Source organism: Devosia sp. Root685 (assembly GCF_001427875.1).
Lineage (GTDB): Bacteria > Pseudomonadota > Alphaproteobacteria > Rhizobiales > Devosiaceae > Devosia.
This window is the reverse complement of the sequence record NZ_LMHK01000002.1, coordinates 835,221-850,576: the sequence shown is the minus strand read 5'-3', so window position 1 is coordinate 850,576 and position 15,356 is coordinate 835,221. Positions and strand designations below refer to the sequence as shown.

The following is a 15,356-nucleotide window of genomic DNA, read 5'->3' as shown; positions in this document are numbered from 1 at the left end:
TCGCAATCTATCGCTGGTCAGGCTTGCCCTGATCGGGGCGGTTCTGTTGACCTGAGCCGCCCTGTTCCTTGCGGAACTGGTCGTTTCCTTGGCGGCCCTGCTGGTTTTCGCCAGACTGTTGGCCGCCGGCTCCGCCCTGGCGGTTGCGGTCCTGATCCATGTCCGCGTCATCGGGCAGGTTATTCTGCTGGCCCTGCTGACCACCTTGCTGACCCTGTTGTTTTTGGCCCGATTGCTGGCCGCCCTGGGATCCCTGGCGATTGCGGTCGAAGTTCTGTTCGTCGTTATTATTTGGCATGGGAGTTCCTCCTCCGGTTCTCCAGACCTGAAGGTCCGGCGTTTGGGGAACGGTCGGCCGCGGGGCATGTTCCGATGAAGTGATCGAGGCAAACAAACGTGATCGCGGTGTCATCAAGGACAGGATCAGGCGATACCCTTCCCACCGGTCACCCCGAAGACCTCTCCAGTGATGAAGCTTGCCTCCTGCGAGGCCAGCAGGACATAGACCGGGGCGAGTTCAACCGGCTGTCCGGGGCGGCCGAAGGCGCTATCCCCGCCGAACGTTTCGACCTTTTCAGGGAATTGCCCACCGCTCGGCTGCAACACAGTCCAGAAGGGGCCGGGCGCGACCGCGTTTACGCGGATGCCCTTTTCGATAAGCTGAGTGGACAGCGCCTTGGTATAGGCAACTATGCCGGCCTTGGTGGTCGCATAGTCGAGAAGGTGCGCCGATGGTTCATAGGCCTGGATCGAGGCCGTTGTGATGATCGATGCGCCGGGAGGCAGATGGGGAACGGCGGCCTGGGCGAGCCAGTGGAGCGCGTAGAGATTGGTCTTGAGCGTGCGATCAAAATCCTCGCTCGAAACCTCGGCGACCGATTTTCGCGCCTGTTGTCTCGCCGCATTGATGACGAGGATGTCGAGACCGCCCAACGCCTTGACGGCGTCTTCGATCAGAGCCTTGCAGACCTTCTCGTCGGACACATCGCCGGGTAGGGCAACGCCTTTTGTGCCGGCCTTTTCGATATAGCCCAACACTTCTTCAGCATCACTTTTCTCCGAAGGCAGGAAGTTGATCGCCACATCGGCGCCTTCCCTTGCATAGGCGATTGCCGCGGCCCGGCCGATGCCGGAGTCGCCGCCGGTAATCAGCGCCTTGCGACCGAGCAGGCGGCCGAAGCCGGAATAGCTTTCCTCGCCATGATCCGGCACCGGCCGCATCTTGCTGACCAGACCCGGAGGGGACTGAGGCTGCTGCGGAAAGGGCGGCGCGGGAAACTGATGTCGCGGGTCTTGCATGGTGAAACGGTCGGCCATCTGAAACTCCTCTTTCGATCGGCCAACGTGGCAAGGAGGCAGGGCGTTCCCTCAACTTACGTCAAGCCGGCCCGGTCATTCCGCTGCGCCTTTCCGGGAACTGCGACCAGCGCGAGGCGTTGGCCTTGAGCAGCAAAGGCGGAGGGTTAGGATATGAGCGGGCAAGGCAGAGCGGAACAGAGGGGCTTGGGGTTCTGGTGGACCATGTTTGTGGGCGTCGTGCTGCTGGTTTTCGGACTGCCGATTGCAGCGGGCGGCCTCTGGCTCATAACCCTCGGTGGCTCCTGGTATTATCTGCCCGCGGGCATCGGCCTTCTTCTGACCGCCTGGTTCCTGTTTCAGCGCAGCCTCAATGCTCTTTGGATTTATATAATCACTTATATCGCGACCTTGATCTGGGCGCTTTGGGAGGTTGGCCTTGATGGTTGGGGGCAGGTCCCACGACTGATTGCGCCGACCATCGTGCTTATTCTGGTGCTGACGACAGTGCCCATGCTGCGCGGTTCGGTCCGGCGTTTTGGTCAGGCCGCAGCGGCCGGACTGGTATTGGCGGGCGCACTCGGCGTTGTCGGCATCGCCAATCAGGGGATTGGGACACCGTTGGCGCAGGAGATGGAAGAACCCGCCGCCGTCACCCCAGAACCCTACGGGGGGCCGGCGGACGCGGCTCCGGAACTCGTCGCCGTGCCTGCCCAGCCCACCTATGTGGCGCTCGAGACAGGGGCGGACTGGCCCGCTTATGGTGGCACGCACCGTGCCCTGCGCTATTCGCCACTCGAACAGATCACCAAGGAAAACGTCGCGGGCCTTGAGAAGATCTGGGAATTCCGCACCGGCGACCTGCCCCAAAACGACGAGCCCTTCGGCAATCAGAATACACCGGTCAAGGTCGGGGATCGCCTCTATCTCTGTTCGGCGATGAACAAGATATTCGCCCTTGATGCGGCGACAGGCACCCAGTTCTGGACCTTCGATCCGGAAGTTTCCACCGATGCCCTGGGTTACAATGCCTCGTGCCGGGGTCTTGTCTATTTCGAGGACCCGACCGCCGAACGGGGCGAACTTTGTGCCAGCCGCGTCGTGAACCTTACCCATGATGCCCGCATGATCGCTCTCGACACCGAGACGGGCCAGCTGTGCCCGGATTTCGGCAATAGCGGCATGGTCAACCTCATGGAAGGCATTGGCGATTTCGCACCTGGTTTTTATGCGCCCACCTCGCCGCCAACTTTGGTTCGCGACGTATTGGTGGTCGGCAGCCAGGTCAGCGATGGCCAGCAGCGCACGGCACCTTCTGGCGTGATCCGCGGCTTCAATGCGGTAACCGGCGAACTTGAATGGGCCTGGGACATGGACCGGCCCGGCGAGACCGGTCTGCCGCCCGAGGGCGAGGTTTACACCGAGGGCACGCCGAACAGCTGGACCATCGCTTCGGGCGACGACGAGCTTGGCCTTGTCTATATCCCCATGGGTAATTCGGCGGTCGATTATTGGGGCGGCGACCGCTCCGAGGCCGAAAACACCTATTCGACGGCGATTGTTGCTCTTGATGTGGAGACGGGCGCGGTCGCCTGGCACTACCAGACGGTGCATTACGATATCTGGGATTATGACTTGGGCGGGCAGGGGAGTCTCGTCGATTTTCCGACGCCGGAGGGTCCCGTCCCGGCCATCATCATGCCGTCCAAGCAGGCGCAGTTCTATATTCTTGATCGCGCGACCGGCGAACCGTTGGTCAATATAGAAGAACGCCCTGCGCCGCAGGGTGGGGTCGAGCCGGAACGGTTATCGCCCACGCAGCCCTATGTGACCGATTTCCCCAATCTCCTGAAACCCGATCTCACCGAAGCGCAGATGTGGGGCACGACGCCGCTCGACCAGCTTTGGTGCCGTATCCAGTTCCGTCAGGCAGCTTATGACGGTGTTTATACGCCGCCGACGGTCGATCAGCCCTGGATTCAGTTTCCCGGTTACAATGGTGGCTCGGATTGGGGCGGCATTGCTGTCGATCCGGTCAATGGCGTCTTGATCGCCAACTACAACAATATGCCGAACTATAATCAGCTGGTGCCCCGCGAGGAGGTCGATGCCATGGGCGTCGTTTCGATCAACGACCCCAGCTATGATCCGGACGCCGGTTCGGGCTCGCATGGTTCGATCAGCCCCCAGGCGGAATCGCCCTATGGCATTCGCGTCAATGCAGGCTGGCGCGTGCCGTTCACCGGACTTCTGTGCAAGCAGCCCCCCTATGGCGGCATTGCCGCCATCGATCTCAACACGCGCGAAATGCTCTGGGATCGCCCCTTCGGGTCCGCCCGCAAGAACGGGCCCTTCGGTATCCCCTCGATGCTGCCCGTCGATATCGGCACGCCCAATAATGGCGGTGGTGTCGTCACCGCATCGGGACTGTTCTTTATCAGTGCAACGACGGATGATCTGTTCCGGGCCATCGACACCGAAACCGGCGACGAACTCTGGCAGGTCGAATTGCCTGCCGGTGGCCAGGCAACGCCGATGACCTATGAAGCGGGCGGCAAGCAGATCGTCGTCCTCAATGCGGGCGGCCATGACTTCATGGGGACCCCGATCGGCGACTATTTTATCGCTTATGCCTTGCCCGACTGATGGGGGGCAGGCGCTTTTGCGCTCGTTATCCGCCTGACAACACGATTGCCCAGCACCAGCTCCTCCACGACGGCGCCGCCGACATGGAGGAGTATGGCCGGGATAAGAATGAGACGCCCGAGCTCGTGCAGCACGCCGGCAGTTTCGATGCCCCCAAACCAGGCGATGGCGCCGCTGATCGGCATGAAGAATAGAAAGCCATAGAGCAGCAGATGCGTCAGATGGCTGAGTAGGTTCAATAGGGGATGATTGCCCTTTGGCGGCTCGGGCACACCCCGCACCTGGCGGAGGCCGAGACGCAGCACGGCGAGCACCAGTATCGAAATGCCGATAGCGGCGTGGAATATGGCGCCGAAATTATCCGGAATTGTGCCGGCCAGGCGTTGGGCGAAGGCCTGCTGCATGTCGGCATTGATCGTCAATTGCACGACGATCAGCGCGGCTATGGTCCAGTGGAGGACGATCTGCAGGCGGGAATATCCGCGTGGTGACGACATGCTTTTCTCCCTGATGCCATTTCCATGGAACTCTGCCAGGGCACTGACGTTCCACCCCGAGTTGATTTGCGGGGGTGTATGCAACAGGGGCAGCGTCGTTCCTTTCTCGTCAGTCGCTTCGGGCCTTTGGCCTGCGCGCCTTTTCTTGCCGGCTGCGTTTCCGAGCAGAGCATGCTCCACCCCGCCGGCGAGGACGCCGCCGCCGTAGCCAATCTCTTCTGGGTCATGGCTGCCGGAACGGTCGTGATCTGGCTCATCGTCATGGGCATCACCGTCTATGCAGTTCTCGGCAAGAAGCGCCCCAAGACGGAACGCTTCGCTGATCGCTTCATTCTCGTTGGCGGCGTTGCCTTTCCCACCGTCACGCTTGCGGCTTTGCTGATCTTTGGTCTGGCACTTTTGCCCGATTGGGTGCGGACGGACCGGCCTGATCTGCGGGTCCATGTCACCGCCGAGCAATATTGGTGGCGGGTGGCCTATGAAATGCCCGATGGGTCGCTGGTCAACTCCGCCAATGAGCTGCACCTGCCGGCCGGTCAGACCGCGGAATTCGTGCTCAATTCCACCGACGTCATCCATTCGTTCTGGATACCCAATCTCGGCGGCAAGATGGACGTCATTCCCGGCCGTACCAATCTCTGGCGTCTGCGCCCCACAGATACCGGCGTCTTTCGCGGCGTCTGTGCCGAGTTCTGTGGTCCATCCCATGCGCTGATGGCGTTTCCGGTGGTGGTGCATGAGCCTTCCGGTTTTACAACCTGGCTAGCGGGGGAAGCGACTGCGGCCGAGGAACGTGCAGGGCATGCCCTGTTCATTTCGGCCGGGTGCGGGGCCTGCCACGCGGTGCGTGGCACCAGTGCGGGCGGCGCGGTGGGGCCGGATCTCACCCATTTCGCCAGTCGCCGCACGATGGCGGCGGGCACCCTGCCCATCAGCGCGGAAAATCTTCAAAGCTGGCTCATCGATCCGAGCCATCACAAGCCCGATGTGCGCATGCCTGGCTATGCCAGCCTTGACGCTGCCGAGCGCGATGCGCTGGTTTCTTACCTTCTGGATCTCAAATGACCGACAAGCGCGCCGAAACCGAGCAATTGGCCAAAGTTTGGGACAATCCCAGAGGCTGGCGCGCGCTGTCCGACGTCAACAATTCCATTATCGGCCTCTGGTATTTTGCCGCTGCCTTCGCCTTCATGCTCTTCGCTGGCGCCCTGGCGCTCATCATCCGCGTGCAGCTTTTCGTGCCGGACAACACCCTGGTCACCTCCGAGTTCTACAGCCAGGTCTTCACCCTCCATGGCACGGTGATGATGTTTCTCTTCGCCGTGCCCATCTTCGAGGCGGTGGCGATCCTCATTCTGCCGGGCATGCTGGGCGCGCGCGATCTGCCGTTTCCGCGTCTCTCGGCCTTCGGCTTCTGGTGCTATCTGATCGGCGGCGTTTTCGTCTGCGGCTCGATTTTCTTCAATTCCGCGCCCGACGCCGGCTGGTTCATGTATCCGCCGCTGTCGACCGAACAAAGCGGCATAGGCGCCGATATCTGGCTATTGGGCCTATCGTTCATCGAAGTCGCCTCCATCGCTGCGGCGGTAGAACTGATCGTGGGCGTACTGAAATGCCGGGCGCCCGGCATGCATATCAACCTTACCCCGCTCTATGGCTGGTATGTGCTGGTCGTGGGCGGCATGATCCTTTTTGCCTTCCCGCCCCTCATTGCCGGCGACATTCTTTTCGAGCTCGAACGCTTGCTCGATTGGCCCTTTTTCGACGTCACCCGCGGCGGCGACCCGCTCCTCTGGCAGCACCTGTTCTGGATTTTCGGGCACCCGGAAGTCTACATCATCTTCCTGCCCGCCATCGCGCTTCTCGCCATGATCGTCCCCACCTTCGCGCAGCGGGAAATCACCGGCTATTCCTGGATCGTGCTCTCCGCGCTGGGCACGGGCTTCCTGAGCTTTGGGCTCTGGGTGCACCATATGTTCACCACCGGCCTGCCATCGGTGTCGCTCGGTTTCTTCTCCGCCGCCTCGGAGGCCGTGGCTGTTCCGACCGGCATCCAGATCTTTGCGTTCATCGCCACCGTCATGCTCGGCTCGGTGGTGCGCAGCGTGCCCATGCTCTTTTGCCTCGGCGCGCTGGCGGTCTTTATCATCGGCGGTCTGACCGGCGTGATGGTTGCGGTGGCGCCGTTCGATTTCCAGGTGCACGACACTTATTTCATCGTCGCCCATCTGCACTATACCCTGATTGGCGGCATGCTTTTCCCGGTCATGGCGGGCATTTGCTACTATTACCCGCTGATCATGGGCAAAGAGCTGTCCCGTGCTTATGGCATCTGGTCGTTCTGGCTGATGCTTATCGGGTTCAACATGGCCTTCCTGCCGATGCACCTGACCGGCATGTTGGGCATGCCGCGCCGCGTCTTCACCTATGGCGCCGATCGCGGCTGGACCGAACTCAACATGATTTCCTCGGTGGGCGCCTTCATTTTCGCCGCGGGATTTTTGTTGCTCATCTGGGACTGCGTTCGGCCGAAGCGACACCAGAAGCAGGTGCGCCGCAATGTCTGGAATGCCGGTACGCTCGAATGGGCTGCGCGCTTCGGCAATAGCTGGGGCATGCGGTCCATTCCCGAGGTCAATAGCCGCTATCCGCTCTGGGACGACAAGGATTTCCTGCGCAAGATCGATGAGGGCGAGGGGCTCTTAGCGGATGCCAAGGAAGGGCGGCGCGAGACACTGGTAACGAGTGTGCTCGATGCCCAGCCTATTCAGGTGTTGCGCGTCGGCACTCCGAGTTGGCTGCCGATGATTGCCGCGGCCGGTCTCGGCTGTGTTTTCATCTTCATGACCTTCAAGTGGTGGCTGCCCATGGGCCTCGGCGCCGTCATCTTTCTCAGTGCCGTGCTGCGCTGGCTCTGGACCGGCTCTGCTGAAATCCCGGAGAAAGAGACCAAGGACATCGGCGGCGGCAAACACATCCCGCTTTACGTTTCCGGCTACAAGTCGACCGGCTGGTGGGCCATGTTCATCACCATGACTGGCGACCTCACCGCCTTTCTGGCGCTGCTGTTTGGCTATTTCTTTTTCTGGACTATCCACCCTGATTTCCCCCCGCCCGGCATCGATGGGCCCGGCTGGTTCTGGCCGGCCATCGCGGGCGTTTTCATCCTTTGTGCCTGGGGACTGACGCTCGGCGCGCGGCTGGTCAATGCGGCTGGCCGTCCGGGCCTCGCGCGGTTGTTTCTGGCGCTCGGGTGGCTCGCCGCTCTTGCCGGCGGCCTTGGCCTGATGGCCGGGCCATGGACCACCGGGCTCGACCCAACTGCGCATGCTTATCCGGCCATCGTCTGGGCTCTCGTCATCTGGATTCTGGCGCATCTGGCGACCGGAATGTTGATGCAGGGATATGGTTTTGCCCGCCTTCTTTACGGCAAGGCGACGCCTACCCATGACGCTGATCTGTGGAACATCGCGCTCTACTGGCACTTTGCCGCTTTCAGCGGCGTGCTGGCCGCCGTTGTTATCGGAGGCTTTCCGTATCTGACATGAGCAAGCAAGATCCCGTCACAGAGGAAGTCAAACGCGAAACCGGCTCGGGCACCGATCTGTGGAGCGTCATCATCGCGCCCAGCATCTGGGCGTTGCATTTCCTCGTCTGCTACGTCTCGGCCGCCATCTATTGCGAAAAGCTCGGGCGCGACGCCCCTTTGGCCGACATCCGGCTTCTGGTTATCGCCGTCACGATCATTGCTTTGGCTGGTATCTTCTGGTCGAGCATCCGGCTGTGGCGCGCGCATGATCGCAGCCTGACCGATGATGACTTCGAATATGAGCATAATACGCCGGAGGAACGGCACCGTTTCCTCAGCCACGTGGCGCTGATGCTTTGCGTGCTTTCGGCGGTGGCCGTCATCTATGTCACCATTCCCATGCTCTATCTCGAGAGCTGCCGATGACACCGCGCGTCATTTTGCTTTTGGGTCTTGCGCTGCTGCTCTTTGCCTGGGCGGGCCCACTGCCGCGCCTTGTCCCTGAAAGTTTCACGGCCCATATGGCCCTCCATATGGGCGTCGTCGGCATTGCCGTTCCCATCATCGCGGCGGGGCTGGCGCCCATGGTCGCCGGTCATTCGTGGCTGCGCTCACAACTGGCTCTGCCCATCGCTGTCAGCCTTTTCGACCTCGTCGTGGTCTGGGGCTGGCATACGCCGGCCTTGCATCACGCATCACGTAGCTCGGTTTGGGCCCTCGCCCTCGAGCAAGCCTCCTTCGCTATCGTCTCACTCTTTGTCTGGGTGCTGGCGCTTGCCGCGCCAAGCGGAAGGCGGGCCCAGGCCGCGCTTGCCGGGGCGCTGACGCTTTTCTTCACGTCCATGCATATGACACTTCTCGGGGCTCTGATCGGGCTCGCGCCGCGGCCGGTCTATTCCGGCCATGGCCATCACAATGGGTTTGGGCTGAGCGAAATGGCCGACCAGCAGGTGGGCGGCGTGATCATGCTGGCCATCGGCGGCGTCATCTATCTCTTCGGGGGGCTGACGCTCGTTGCCCGTGCCCTCAAGCGGCCGGTGCCCTCATGAAGCGGCTTGGTCCTTTTCTCGCCAGCGCGGCCGCGGGGGCGCTTTTCGTCCTGGCCATTCCCCTCACGGGCCTTCTCGACCATGCCGTGCACTCGGGAGCCGGCGGCTTCATGGACGGCTATAATCGATTGGCCGCCCGCCAATCGATCGCGCTGCGGTCCGCCATGACAGCCGTGCCCGATCTCGATGATCCAAAAATGGTGTTGCGGGGGGCAGGACACTTCCAGCTCGTCTGTGCCGCCTGCCATGGCAGTCCCGAGGCGCCGCCGGCGCAATTGGCTGACAATCTCTCCCCGGCGCCGCCCCAGCTTACCTTTTGGCGCCCCGACGCGCGGCTATTCCAGACCGTCAAATATGGCATAAGCCACAGCGCCATGCCGGCCTGGCCCACCGACATGCGCGACGACGAAATTTGGGACATGGTCGCCTTCTTGCGTCTGTTGCCGACTATGGATGCTGAAACCTATGCACTGCTCGCTCACGGTGGAGCCGAACCCGGCTCCTGCGCTGCGTGCCATGGGCCGGATGGGCAGGGGCGGGGTGGGGCCTTTCCGCGTCTCGATATTCAAAGCCCGCACTATATTGCCGATGCGCTTGCCGCCTTTCGGGACGGCAGCCGGCCGAGCGGCACCATGATGTCGGCCACGCGACGGCTTTCCGATGGGGAGATCGCCGCATTTGCGACGCTCTATGGCCGCGCCGTTTCACTGCCGCCCCGAGAGGACAGCGACCCCGGCAAAGCCATCGCCCTCGAAGGAATCGTGTCACGCGACATTCCTGCCTGCGAAAGGTGCCACGGCCCCATGGCCCGAGCGGACTTTCCGCGTCTTGCCGGCCAATCCGCCGACTACCTCCAGAGGCAGCTGGAACTGTTCCAGAAATACGGTGCCGAGCGCGGCGGAAAGCACGCTGAAATCATGGCCAAAACCATTGAGGACGCGCTTGAGGAAGGCCCGCACCGGCTTGAGCCGGAGGCAATCGAGGCGCTGGCTGAATACTACGGCGATTGAAGGAACGCTTTGACGGGACAGCCATTGGAACAGCGCCCGCTAACGTCATTCTTTCGGAGGCCGCATGTCGAAAGCTGTACAGTTTTTCCGCGACAACGGGCTCACCCTCGTCCTTATGACGGTCTTCTTTTTCTGCCTTTTCGGCATGGTCTGGGCCGGCTGGCTCGATAAAAACGCGACCCTTGCCGATCATGGGGCCAATCCGGTGGGGCTCGTCGACTATTTCTTCAGCCCCTCGTTCCAGTCAGCGCTCTTTGAAAACTGGGAGAGCGAATTTCTGCAAATGTCGGCCTATGTGATCATGACGGCCTTTCTTTTCCAGCGAGGGTCGGCGGAATCCAAGGACCCGGACAAGGATAATCCCGAAGACGCAGACCCCGCCCGGAAGCGCCGCAACAAACATGCACCCTGGCCGGTTCAGGCCGGCGGCTTGTGGTCCTTCTTCTATTCCTACTCGCTTGGCATTGCCCTTTTGGTGCTGTTTGCCGCCTCGTTCATCCTCCATTGGCTGGGGAGCGCTGCCGCGGCCAATCAAGAAGCGGCGCTCCATGGCCAGCCGCCCCAAACGGCCCTCGCCTATCTGGCAGACCCAAGGCTGTGGTTCGAATCCTTTCAAAATTGGCAATCCGAGTTCCTGTCCACAGCGGTGCTCATCGTCCTCTCGATTGTCCTTCGCCATCGAGGCTCACCGGAATCCAAGCCGGTAGCAGATCCCCATTCCAAGACCGGCCATTAAAAGAGTTCGCAGATGCAGCGGCTTAGTTCCGACGCTATTTTTCGCAGCCACAAAATGCGCTTCGGCGCTGAACTTCAGCCCCACGGCACGCGCTTCAAGATTTGGGCGCCCAAGTGCAAGGCCATGCAGCTCAAATTGAAAGGCCGTCGGTCGCTGATCGACATGGACGCGATGGATGAGGGCTGGTTTCGCGTGGATGCCGAAGGCGTGGGCGCAGGTGCACTCTACAAATACGTTCTTCCCGATGGCTCGGCCATCCCGGACCCCACCTCCCGATACCAGCCCGAGGGCATTCACGGCTTCAGCGAGGTCATTGATCCTCATGCATTCACCTGGACCGATCGCGATTGGACCGGGCGCCCATGGGAAGAAGCGATTATCTACGAGCTTCACATCGGTACGTTTACCCAAGAGGGAACATTCGCGGCCGCTGCCGCGAAGCTGGATTATCTGGCGGCGCTCGGCGTAACGGCGATCCAGATCATGCCGATTGCCGCTTTTTATGGAAAATTCAATTGGGGTTACGATGGCGCCATGTGGTTTGCGCCGACCTCAAATTATGGCCGGCCGGAGGATTTGAAAGCGCTGATCGATGGGGCGCATCGGCGCTCGATGATGGTCTTCCTCGATGTCGTCTACAATCACTTCGGACCACACGGCAATTACCTGCCTGCCATTGCACCGATCTTCACCAAGAAGCACGAAAGCCCGTGGGGCGACGCCATCAACTTCGATGGTCCGGGTGCCCAAGGGGTGAGAGAGATGGTGGTCGAAAGTGCGCTTTACTGGATGAGCGAGTTCAATTTCGATGGCCTGCGCTTTGATTCAGTGCACACAATGGCCGATGATAGTTCCACCCATCTTCTTGAGGTGCTGTCAGCGCGCATCCGGGCGGCGCGACCCTATCGCCACACCCACCTGATCATCGAGAATTCTGAAAATCAGGAAGTCTGGCTGCGCCGCGACAGCGGATCGCAACCAGTGCATTTCACCGCCCAGTGGAATGACGACGTCCACCATTTGCTGCACGCAGCCGCGACGGGCGAAAACACCGGTTACTATGCCGACTTCGACAACTTCGAACAGCGCTCCGATAAGCTGGGGCGCGCACTGGCCGAAGGGTTCGCCTATCAAGGCGAGATGAAGCCGCACGAAGGCGCCAAGCGGGGAGAGCCCAGCGGCGGGCTGCCGGCAACATCGTTCGTGGTCTATATGCAGGACCACGACCAGATCGGCAATCGCATCAAAGGCGATCGGATCACGCGCATCGCTCATGACGATGCGGTGAAAGCGCTGACCGCCATTTACCTGCTCTCGCCGCAAATCCCCATGCTCTTCCAGGGGGAGGAATGGGCAAGCGAACAGCCGTTTCCGTTCTTTTCTGACGTGCCTGCGGAAGTGCGGGAGACGGTACGCAAGGGTCGCCAGGAGGAGCTCAAAGGCACCCCCGAACACGAGGATCCCGAAAAACTCAGCGTCGAAGAAGCCGTCGATCCGACGAGCGCGAAGACATTCGCGTCCGCAAAACTCGATTGGTCCAATCTCAAGAAACGGCCGCACTCAACCTGGCTGCAGCATTACCGCTCTCTCATCGATCTGCGCAAAATGGAGATCGCGCCACGTCTTCTGGGCCAGGAAGGGTTTTCCGGGCAGTACGAATTGCTGGGCGTCAAATCGGTGCTGGTGAGCTGGAAGATGGGCGATGGCTCCACCCTGCGTCTTTACGCGAACCTCTCCGATGAAACGCAGGAAGGCGTTGCCCCGATCATCGGCCGGAGAATGTTTTTGCAAGGCTTTGCCGAGAACGGGCGGCTTGGGCCGTGGTCCGTCCTCTGGACTGTGGAGGTCTAGGCCTTGTCGCCATCTAGTCGATCGTGATGAGGTGACGGGCCGCCATGTCGATAAAGGCCCTCTGGTTGCGGCCTACGCAATGGAGGTGGATGGCGGCGGGCTTGAGTTCAGTCAAGCTATGGATATCGGCGCGATGGCGCCCTGGATCGGACGAGATCGCGACGCATTTTCGAAGTTCATCTTCGGTGACCAACTGGCCCACAATGTCGAAGTCGCGCGGTTGGCGCAGGTCCCACGCCGCCTCGCCACCCACGGAAGGCGCGCTCCATTGATCGAGTGCTTCGGCCAAAGCCGTTTCTTCGTCCGGGGCCCAGGAGAGGGCATGCTGAATATGGATGGGCTTTCCTTCTCCGCCGTTCCCGCGAAAGGCATCGACCACCTGCCGGACGCGGTCGATATTGCCGCCGGTCGTCAGCAGGCCGTCCGCCCATGAACCGCAAAAGGCGGCCGTGGCTTGCGTAACGGCTGCACCGAAGAGGGGGACGGGCCGGACCGGGCGCGAATAAAGCTTTGCCTCGATCACTGTCACTCTTCCGCGGTGGGTCACTGTTTCTCCCGCAAACAGGGCTCTGAAAATGTCGACGCATTCGAGCAGGCGGGCATTGCGTTCGGCCTTTTCCGGCCAGGTCTGGCCGGTGATCGCCTCGTTGATTGCCTCGCCGCTGCCGAGGGAGAGCCAAAGCCGATCGGGGAACATTTCGCCGATGGTCGCCGCTGCCTGCGCCAGCACCGCCGGATGATAGCGATATCCAGGTGCAGAGATCATACCGATGCCAAAGCTGGTCGCCTGCATTGCAGCGCCGAGCCAGGACCAGGCAAAGCCCGACTGCCCCTGGCGTTCGCTCCATGGGTGAAAATGGTCGGAGGATTTGGCGCAGCCAAAGCCGGCCCGTTCGGCTGCCGTGACAAGCGCGAGCAGTTCGCTCGGGGCGAATTGCTCATGGGAGGCATGGTAGCCGATCAGGGTCACGCCAGATCCTTCCAATTGTCGAGCAATTCCTGCGTGGAACAAGCGGTCAGCTGCTGTCCGAAGCGGCTATTGATGACAGTGAGTGCCGCGTCGTGGGTTTGATCCGCCGATCCGAAGACGGCGTCCGTGGCAAGGATAGTCCGATAGCCGAGGTCCACGGCGCCAAGCACAGTCGCCATGACGCAGACATCGGTCTCTCCGCCCGAGATTAGGACAGTGTCCACGCCCCGGCCCCTGAGTGTGCGGTCGAGATTTCCGAACAGCCACGGGGAATATCTGTTTTTGTCAAAATGGTCCGCTGGCGGCATATGCCGCGCGAGGCTCGGTACGACCCGCAGCATTTCGGGGGGCAATCGCGACGCCACCATGGACGGCCAGCGGGCATAATAGTCGTGCCAGGTCCCGCTTTCCTCTTCCGCTTTGGCCGGAGGAATGAAGCGGGTGAAGATCGTGGCCGCGGGATCCCGTGCGACCAAAGCCTCGATGGCCGGCAACACTCTGGCAAGCCAGGGGGTGTGCCAGGCGGTATCTTGCGCGAACATGTTCTGCACATCGACACAGAGATGCACCAGCTGCCCGGGCCTATCCATTGTTGCGGTGTCCCAGGGTGCGGGCCATCGTGTCGTGGCAATGCTTGGCGGGATGCGATCGACTTCTCAACGGTGCTTCCAACAATCTCGGTTTGGGCACCAACGCGGGGAACTGTCCCTGGTTGCGATTTCTGCGAGAGCCGCGATTAAAGTTACCGAGGGAGGACGCAGGAACCGACGGCGGCATCAAGGGGTTGGGGGTAAGGGATCTCGGAGGCCAATATGCGAAAAATCCTCGTTGTCGCTTTCGTTTTCTGTTTTTGGAACGGCGTCGTTTCTGCGCAGGAATATGACGCGCCAGCAATCATATTGACCGATGCCAATGCGTCGATTGCTGTCCTGGGGCTAACCGTCGAGCAGACCGTGGGCAAGGAGGTCTTCGACGCCGACGGCGTCGTATTGGGCACGGTTATGCGGGTCATCGGCGACGATCAGGACACGCCCACGGGTCTGGTTCTATCCACCGGCCGTGGCACGACCATAGTCGAGCTCGCCGATACCGAGCTGATCAATAACCGTATCGTCTTGTCTACCCCGGCAGATTGAATGCCGTCAGCGATCTTGTCCGGAGCGGTGGGTGCTTGAAGACAATTTACCGCCAAGCGTTCACAAGGCCCGATAGAGCCTGACCATGTTTGTCTGCACGTCCTCGCTCCAATAGACCCGGCAGATAAGCCGGTTGCGGTTCTGGCCGCCCCGAACCCCTTTCTCACCCAATGCTTGTAGCGCCGCTTCTTCAGGGGAGCGGGCGACCACGATGCGTTCCGGCTCGACGGCATCCGAGCGCAGATCGATGACGCGGAATTGGGGCAAGGCGTGTCCTTCGGGTTGGGTATAAAGGACGCCCCAGCGTTATGCCGGGACCTCCTTGAGGCGCCTCTGCGCCCTCAGCGTCATTGAGCCCAACTGATGCGCTGCTTGTGCCGCCGCTTCAGCTGAAGCAATTGTCCGGTTACGAGCGCTTTCACCGTCTTGGACGCCGGCACGGCGCCAAGCGGGCTGACGATCAGTTTTCCTTCGACCTGGGCGTGGATCACGCCGTTCTCGACAAAGTATGCAGCTTTGTGCGTCTGTCCGTCGAATTCGACCTCTACATCGAAGACCTGAGATTGCATTTCCATCTGTAATCCTCCCGCAAGCACCTTAAGCGCATGGGAGGCAGCGGCGCATTTAACTTTGACG

Annotated in this window: 16 protein-coding genes; 9 read left to right on the top strand and 7 right to left on the bottom strand. The window is 61.1% G+C overall.

Annotated elements, in window-relative coordinates; all coding sequences use genetic code 11:
• Positions 1-7: 7 nt before the first annotated feature.
• Together ASD83_RS20985 and ASD83_RS12455 are read right to left on the bottom strand one after the other, a co-directional pair.
• The gene (locus ASD83_RS20985; protein WP_156385937.1) at positions 8-298 is read right to left on the bottom strand and encodes a hypothetical protein; all 291 of its coding nucleotides are present in this window, start codon (positions 296-298) and stop codon (positions 8-10) included.
• Positions 299-423: 125 nt separating this feature from the next.
• Positions 424-1,317, bottom strand: coding sequence for an SDR family oxidoreductase (locus ASD83_RS12455; protein WP_056311309.1), 894 nt, complete (start codon positions 1,315-1,317; stop codon positions 424-426).
• A 204-nt stretch (positions 1,318-1,521) separates the two neighbouring features.
• Here ASD83_RS12455 and ASD83_RS12450 point away from each other — a divergent pair, with 204 nt between their 5' ends.
• Entirely contained in the window at positions 1,522-3,942 is a 2,421-nt protein-coding gene (locus ASD83_RS12450) for a membrane-bound PQQ-dependent dehydrogenase, glucose/quinate/shikimate family (RefSeq protein ID WP_244489163.1), read from the top strand.
• On the opposite strand, the gene ASD83_RS12445 is transcribed toward ASD83_RS12450, so the two are convergent.
• The gene (locus tag ASD83_RS12445) at positions 3,924-4,439 is read right to left on the bottom strand and encodes a cytochrome b (protein WP_056311304.1); all 516 of its coding nucleotides are present in this window, start codon (positions 4,437-4,439) and stop codon (positions 3,924-3,926) included. The two genes, ASD83_RS12450 and ASD83_RS12445, sit on opposite strands and share 19 nt — an antisense overlap.
• Positions 4,440-4,610: 171 nt before the next feature.
• Here ASD83_RS12445 and coxB point away from each other — a divergent pair, with 171 nt between their 5' ends.
• From coxB to treZ, 7 genes are all read left to right on the top strand, one after another.
• Positions 4,611-5,504: a cytochrome c oxidase subunit II gene (gene coxB / locus ASD83_RS12440; protein ID WP_056312395.1), complete on the top strand. Its 894-nt coding sequence runs from the start codon at positions 4,611-4,613 to the stop codon at positions 5,502-5,504.
• Entirely contained in the window at positions 5,501-7,987 is a 2,487-nt protein-coding gene (locus ASD83_RS12435) for a cbb3-type cytochrome c oxidase subunit I (RefSeq protein ID WP_056311302.1), read from the top strand. Before coxB ends, ASD83_RS12435 begins: the two co-directional genes overlap by 4 nt.
• Positions 7,984-8,394: a hypothetical protein gene (locus tag ASD83_RS12430; protein WP_056311300.1), complete on the top strand. Its 411-nt coding sequence runs from the start codon at positions 7,984-7,986 to the stop codon at positions 8,392-8,394. The genes ASD83_RS12435 and ASD83_RS12430 overlap by 4 nt, the downstream gene beginning before the upstream one ends.
• Complete coding sequence (locus ASD83_RS12425; RefSeq protein WP_056311298.1) at positions 8,391-9,017, top strand: cytochrome c oxidase assembly protein; 627 nt, start codon at positions 8,391-8,393, stop codon at positions 9,015-9,017. Before ASD83_RS12430 ends, ASD83_RS12425 begins: the two co-directional genes overlap by 4 nt.
• Entirely contained in the window at positions 9,014-10,027 is a 1,014-nt protein-coding gene (locus tag ASD83_RS12420) for a c-type cytochrome (protein WP_056311295.1), read from the top strand. Before ASD83_RS12425 ends, ASD83_RS12420 begins: the two co-directional genes overlap by 4 nt.
• Before the next feature lie 64 nt (positions 10,028-10,091).
• Positions 10,092-10,763 carry a DUF6766 family protein gene (locus tag ASD83_RS12415; RefSeq protein ID WP_056311293.1) on the top strand — a complete coding sequence of 224 codons (672 nt, stop codon included), beginning with the start codon at positions 10,092-10,094 and terminating at the stop codon, positions 10,761-10,763.
• A gap of 12 nt (positions 10,764-10,775) precedes the next feature.
• Entirely contained in the window at positions 10,776-12,614 is a 1,839-nt protein-coding gene (gene treZ / locus ASD83_RS12410) for a malto-oligosyltrehalose trehalohydrolase (RefSeq protein WP_244489162.1), read from the top strand.
• 13 nt (positions 12,615-12,627) lie between these two features.
• Here treZ and ASD83_RS12405 read toward each other — a convergent pair whose 3' ends face one another.
• Together ASD83_RS12405 and ASD83_RS12400 are read right to left on the bottom strand one after the other, a co-directional pair.
• Positions 12,628-13,584: a TIGR03885 family FMN-dependent LLM class oxidoreductase gene (locus ASD83_RS12405; protein WP_056311289.1), complete on the bottom strand. Its 957-nt coding sequence runs from the start codon at positions 13,582-13,584 to the stop codon at positions 12,628-12,630.
• On the bottom strand, positions 13,581-14,174 hold the full coding sequence (locus tag ASD83_RS12400; protein ID WP_056311287.1) for a cysteine hydrolase family protein: 594 nt from the start codon (positions 14,172-14,174) through the stop codon (positions 13,581-13,583). The genes ASD83_RS12405 and ASD83_RS12400 overlap by 4 nt, the downstream gene beginning before the upstream one ends.
• 222 nt (positions 14,175-14,396) lie before the next feature.
• On the opposite strand from ASD83_RS12400, the gene ASD83_RS12395 reads away from it, so the two are divergent.
• On the top strand, positions 14,397-14,720 hold the full coding sequence (locus tag ASD83_RS12395; RefSeq protein WP_056311285.1) for a PRC-barrel domain-containing protein: 324 nt from the start codon (positions 14,397-14,399) through the stop codon (positions 14,718-14,720).
• 60 nt (positions 14,721-14,780) lie between these two features.
• On the opposite strand, the gene ASD83_RS12390 is transcribed toward ASD83_RS12395, so the two are convergent.
• Both ASD83_RS12390 and ASD83_RS12385 read right to left on the bottom strand, forming a co-directional pair.
• Positions 14,781-14,987, bottom strand: coding sequence for a hypothetical protein (locus ASD83_RS12390; RefSeq protein WP_056311283.1), 207 nt, complete (start codon positions 14,985-14,987; stop codon positions 14,781-14,783).
• An 80-nt stretch (positions 14,988-15,067) separates the two neighbouring features.
• Positions 15,068-15,295, bottom strand: coding sequence for a hypothetical protein (locus ASD83_RS12385; protein WP_056311281.1), 228 nt, complete (start codon positions 15,293-15,295; stop codon positions 15,068-15,070).
• Positions 15,296-15,356: the final 61 nt, after the last annotated feature.

Bases quoted from the DNA above. Each gene is read 5' to 3' on its own strand.
- ASD83_RS20985 (WP_156385937.1), bottom strand. From the start codon at position 298: ATGCCAAATAATAACGACGAACAGAACTTCGACCGCAATCGCCAGGGA.
- ASD83_RS12455 (WP_056311309.1), bottom strand. From the start codon at position 1,317: ATGGCCGACCGTTTCACCATGCAAGACCCGCGACATCAGTTTCCCGCG.
- ASD83_RS12450 (WP_244489163.1), top strand. From the start codon at position 1,522: ATGTTTGTGGGCGTCGTGCTGCTGGTTTTCGGACTGCCGATTGCAGCG.
- ASD83_RS12445 (WP_056311304.1), bottom strand. From the start codon at position 4,439: ATGTCGTCACCACGCGGATATTCCCGCCTGCAGATCGTCCTCCACTGG.
- coxB (WP_056312395.1), top strand. From the start codon at position 4,611: ATGCTCCACCCCGCCGGCGAGGACGCCGCCGCCGTAGCCAATCTCTTC.
- ASD83_RS12435 (WP_056311302.1), top strand. From the start codon at position 5,501: ATGACCGACAAGCGCGCCGAAACCGAGCAATTGGCCAAAGTTTGGGAC.
- ASD83_RS12430 (WP_056311300.1), top strand. From the start codon at position 7,984: ATGAGCAAGCAAGATCCCGTCACAGAGGAAGTCAAACGCGAAACCGGC.
- ASD83_RS12425 (WP_056311298.1), top strand. From the start codon at position 8,391: ATGACACCGCGCGTCATTTTGCTTTTGGGTCTTGCGCTGCTGCTCTTT.
- ASD83_RS12420 (WP_056311295.1), top strand. From the start codon at position 9,014: ATGAAGCGGCTTGGTCCTTTTCTCGCCAGCGCGGCCGCGGGGGCGCTT.
- ASD83_RS12415 (WP_056311293.1), top strand. From the start codon at position 10,092: ATGTCGAAAGCTGTACAGTTTTTCCGCGACAACGGGCTCACCCTCGTC.
- treZ (WP_244489162.1), top strand. From the start codon at position 10,776: ATGCAGCGGCTTAGTTCCGACGCTATTTTTCGCAGCCACAAAATGCGC.
- ASD83_RS12400 (WP_056311287.1), bottom strand. From the start codon at position 14,174: ATGGATAGGCCCGGGCAGCTGGTGCATCTCTGTGTCGATGTGCAGAAC.
- ASD83_RS12395 (WP_056311285.1), top strand. From the start codon at position 14,397: ATGCGAAAAATCCTCGTTGTCGCTTTCGTTTTCTGTTTTTGGAACGGC.
- ASD83_RS12385 (WP_056311281.1), bottom strand. From the start codon at position 15,295: ATGGAAATGCAATCTCAGGTCTTCGATGTAGAGGTCGAATTCGACGGA.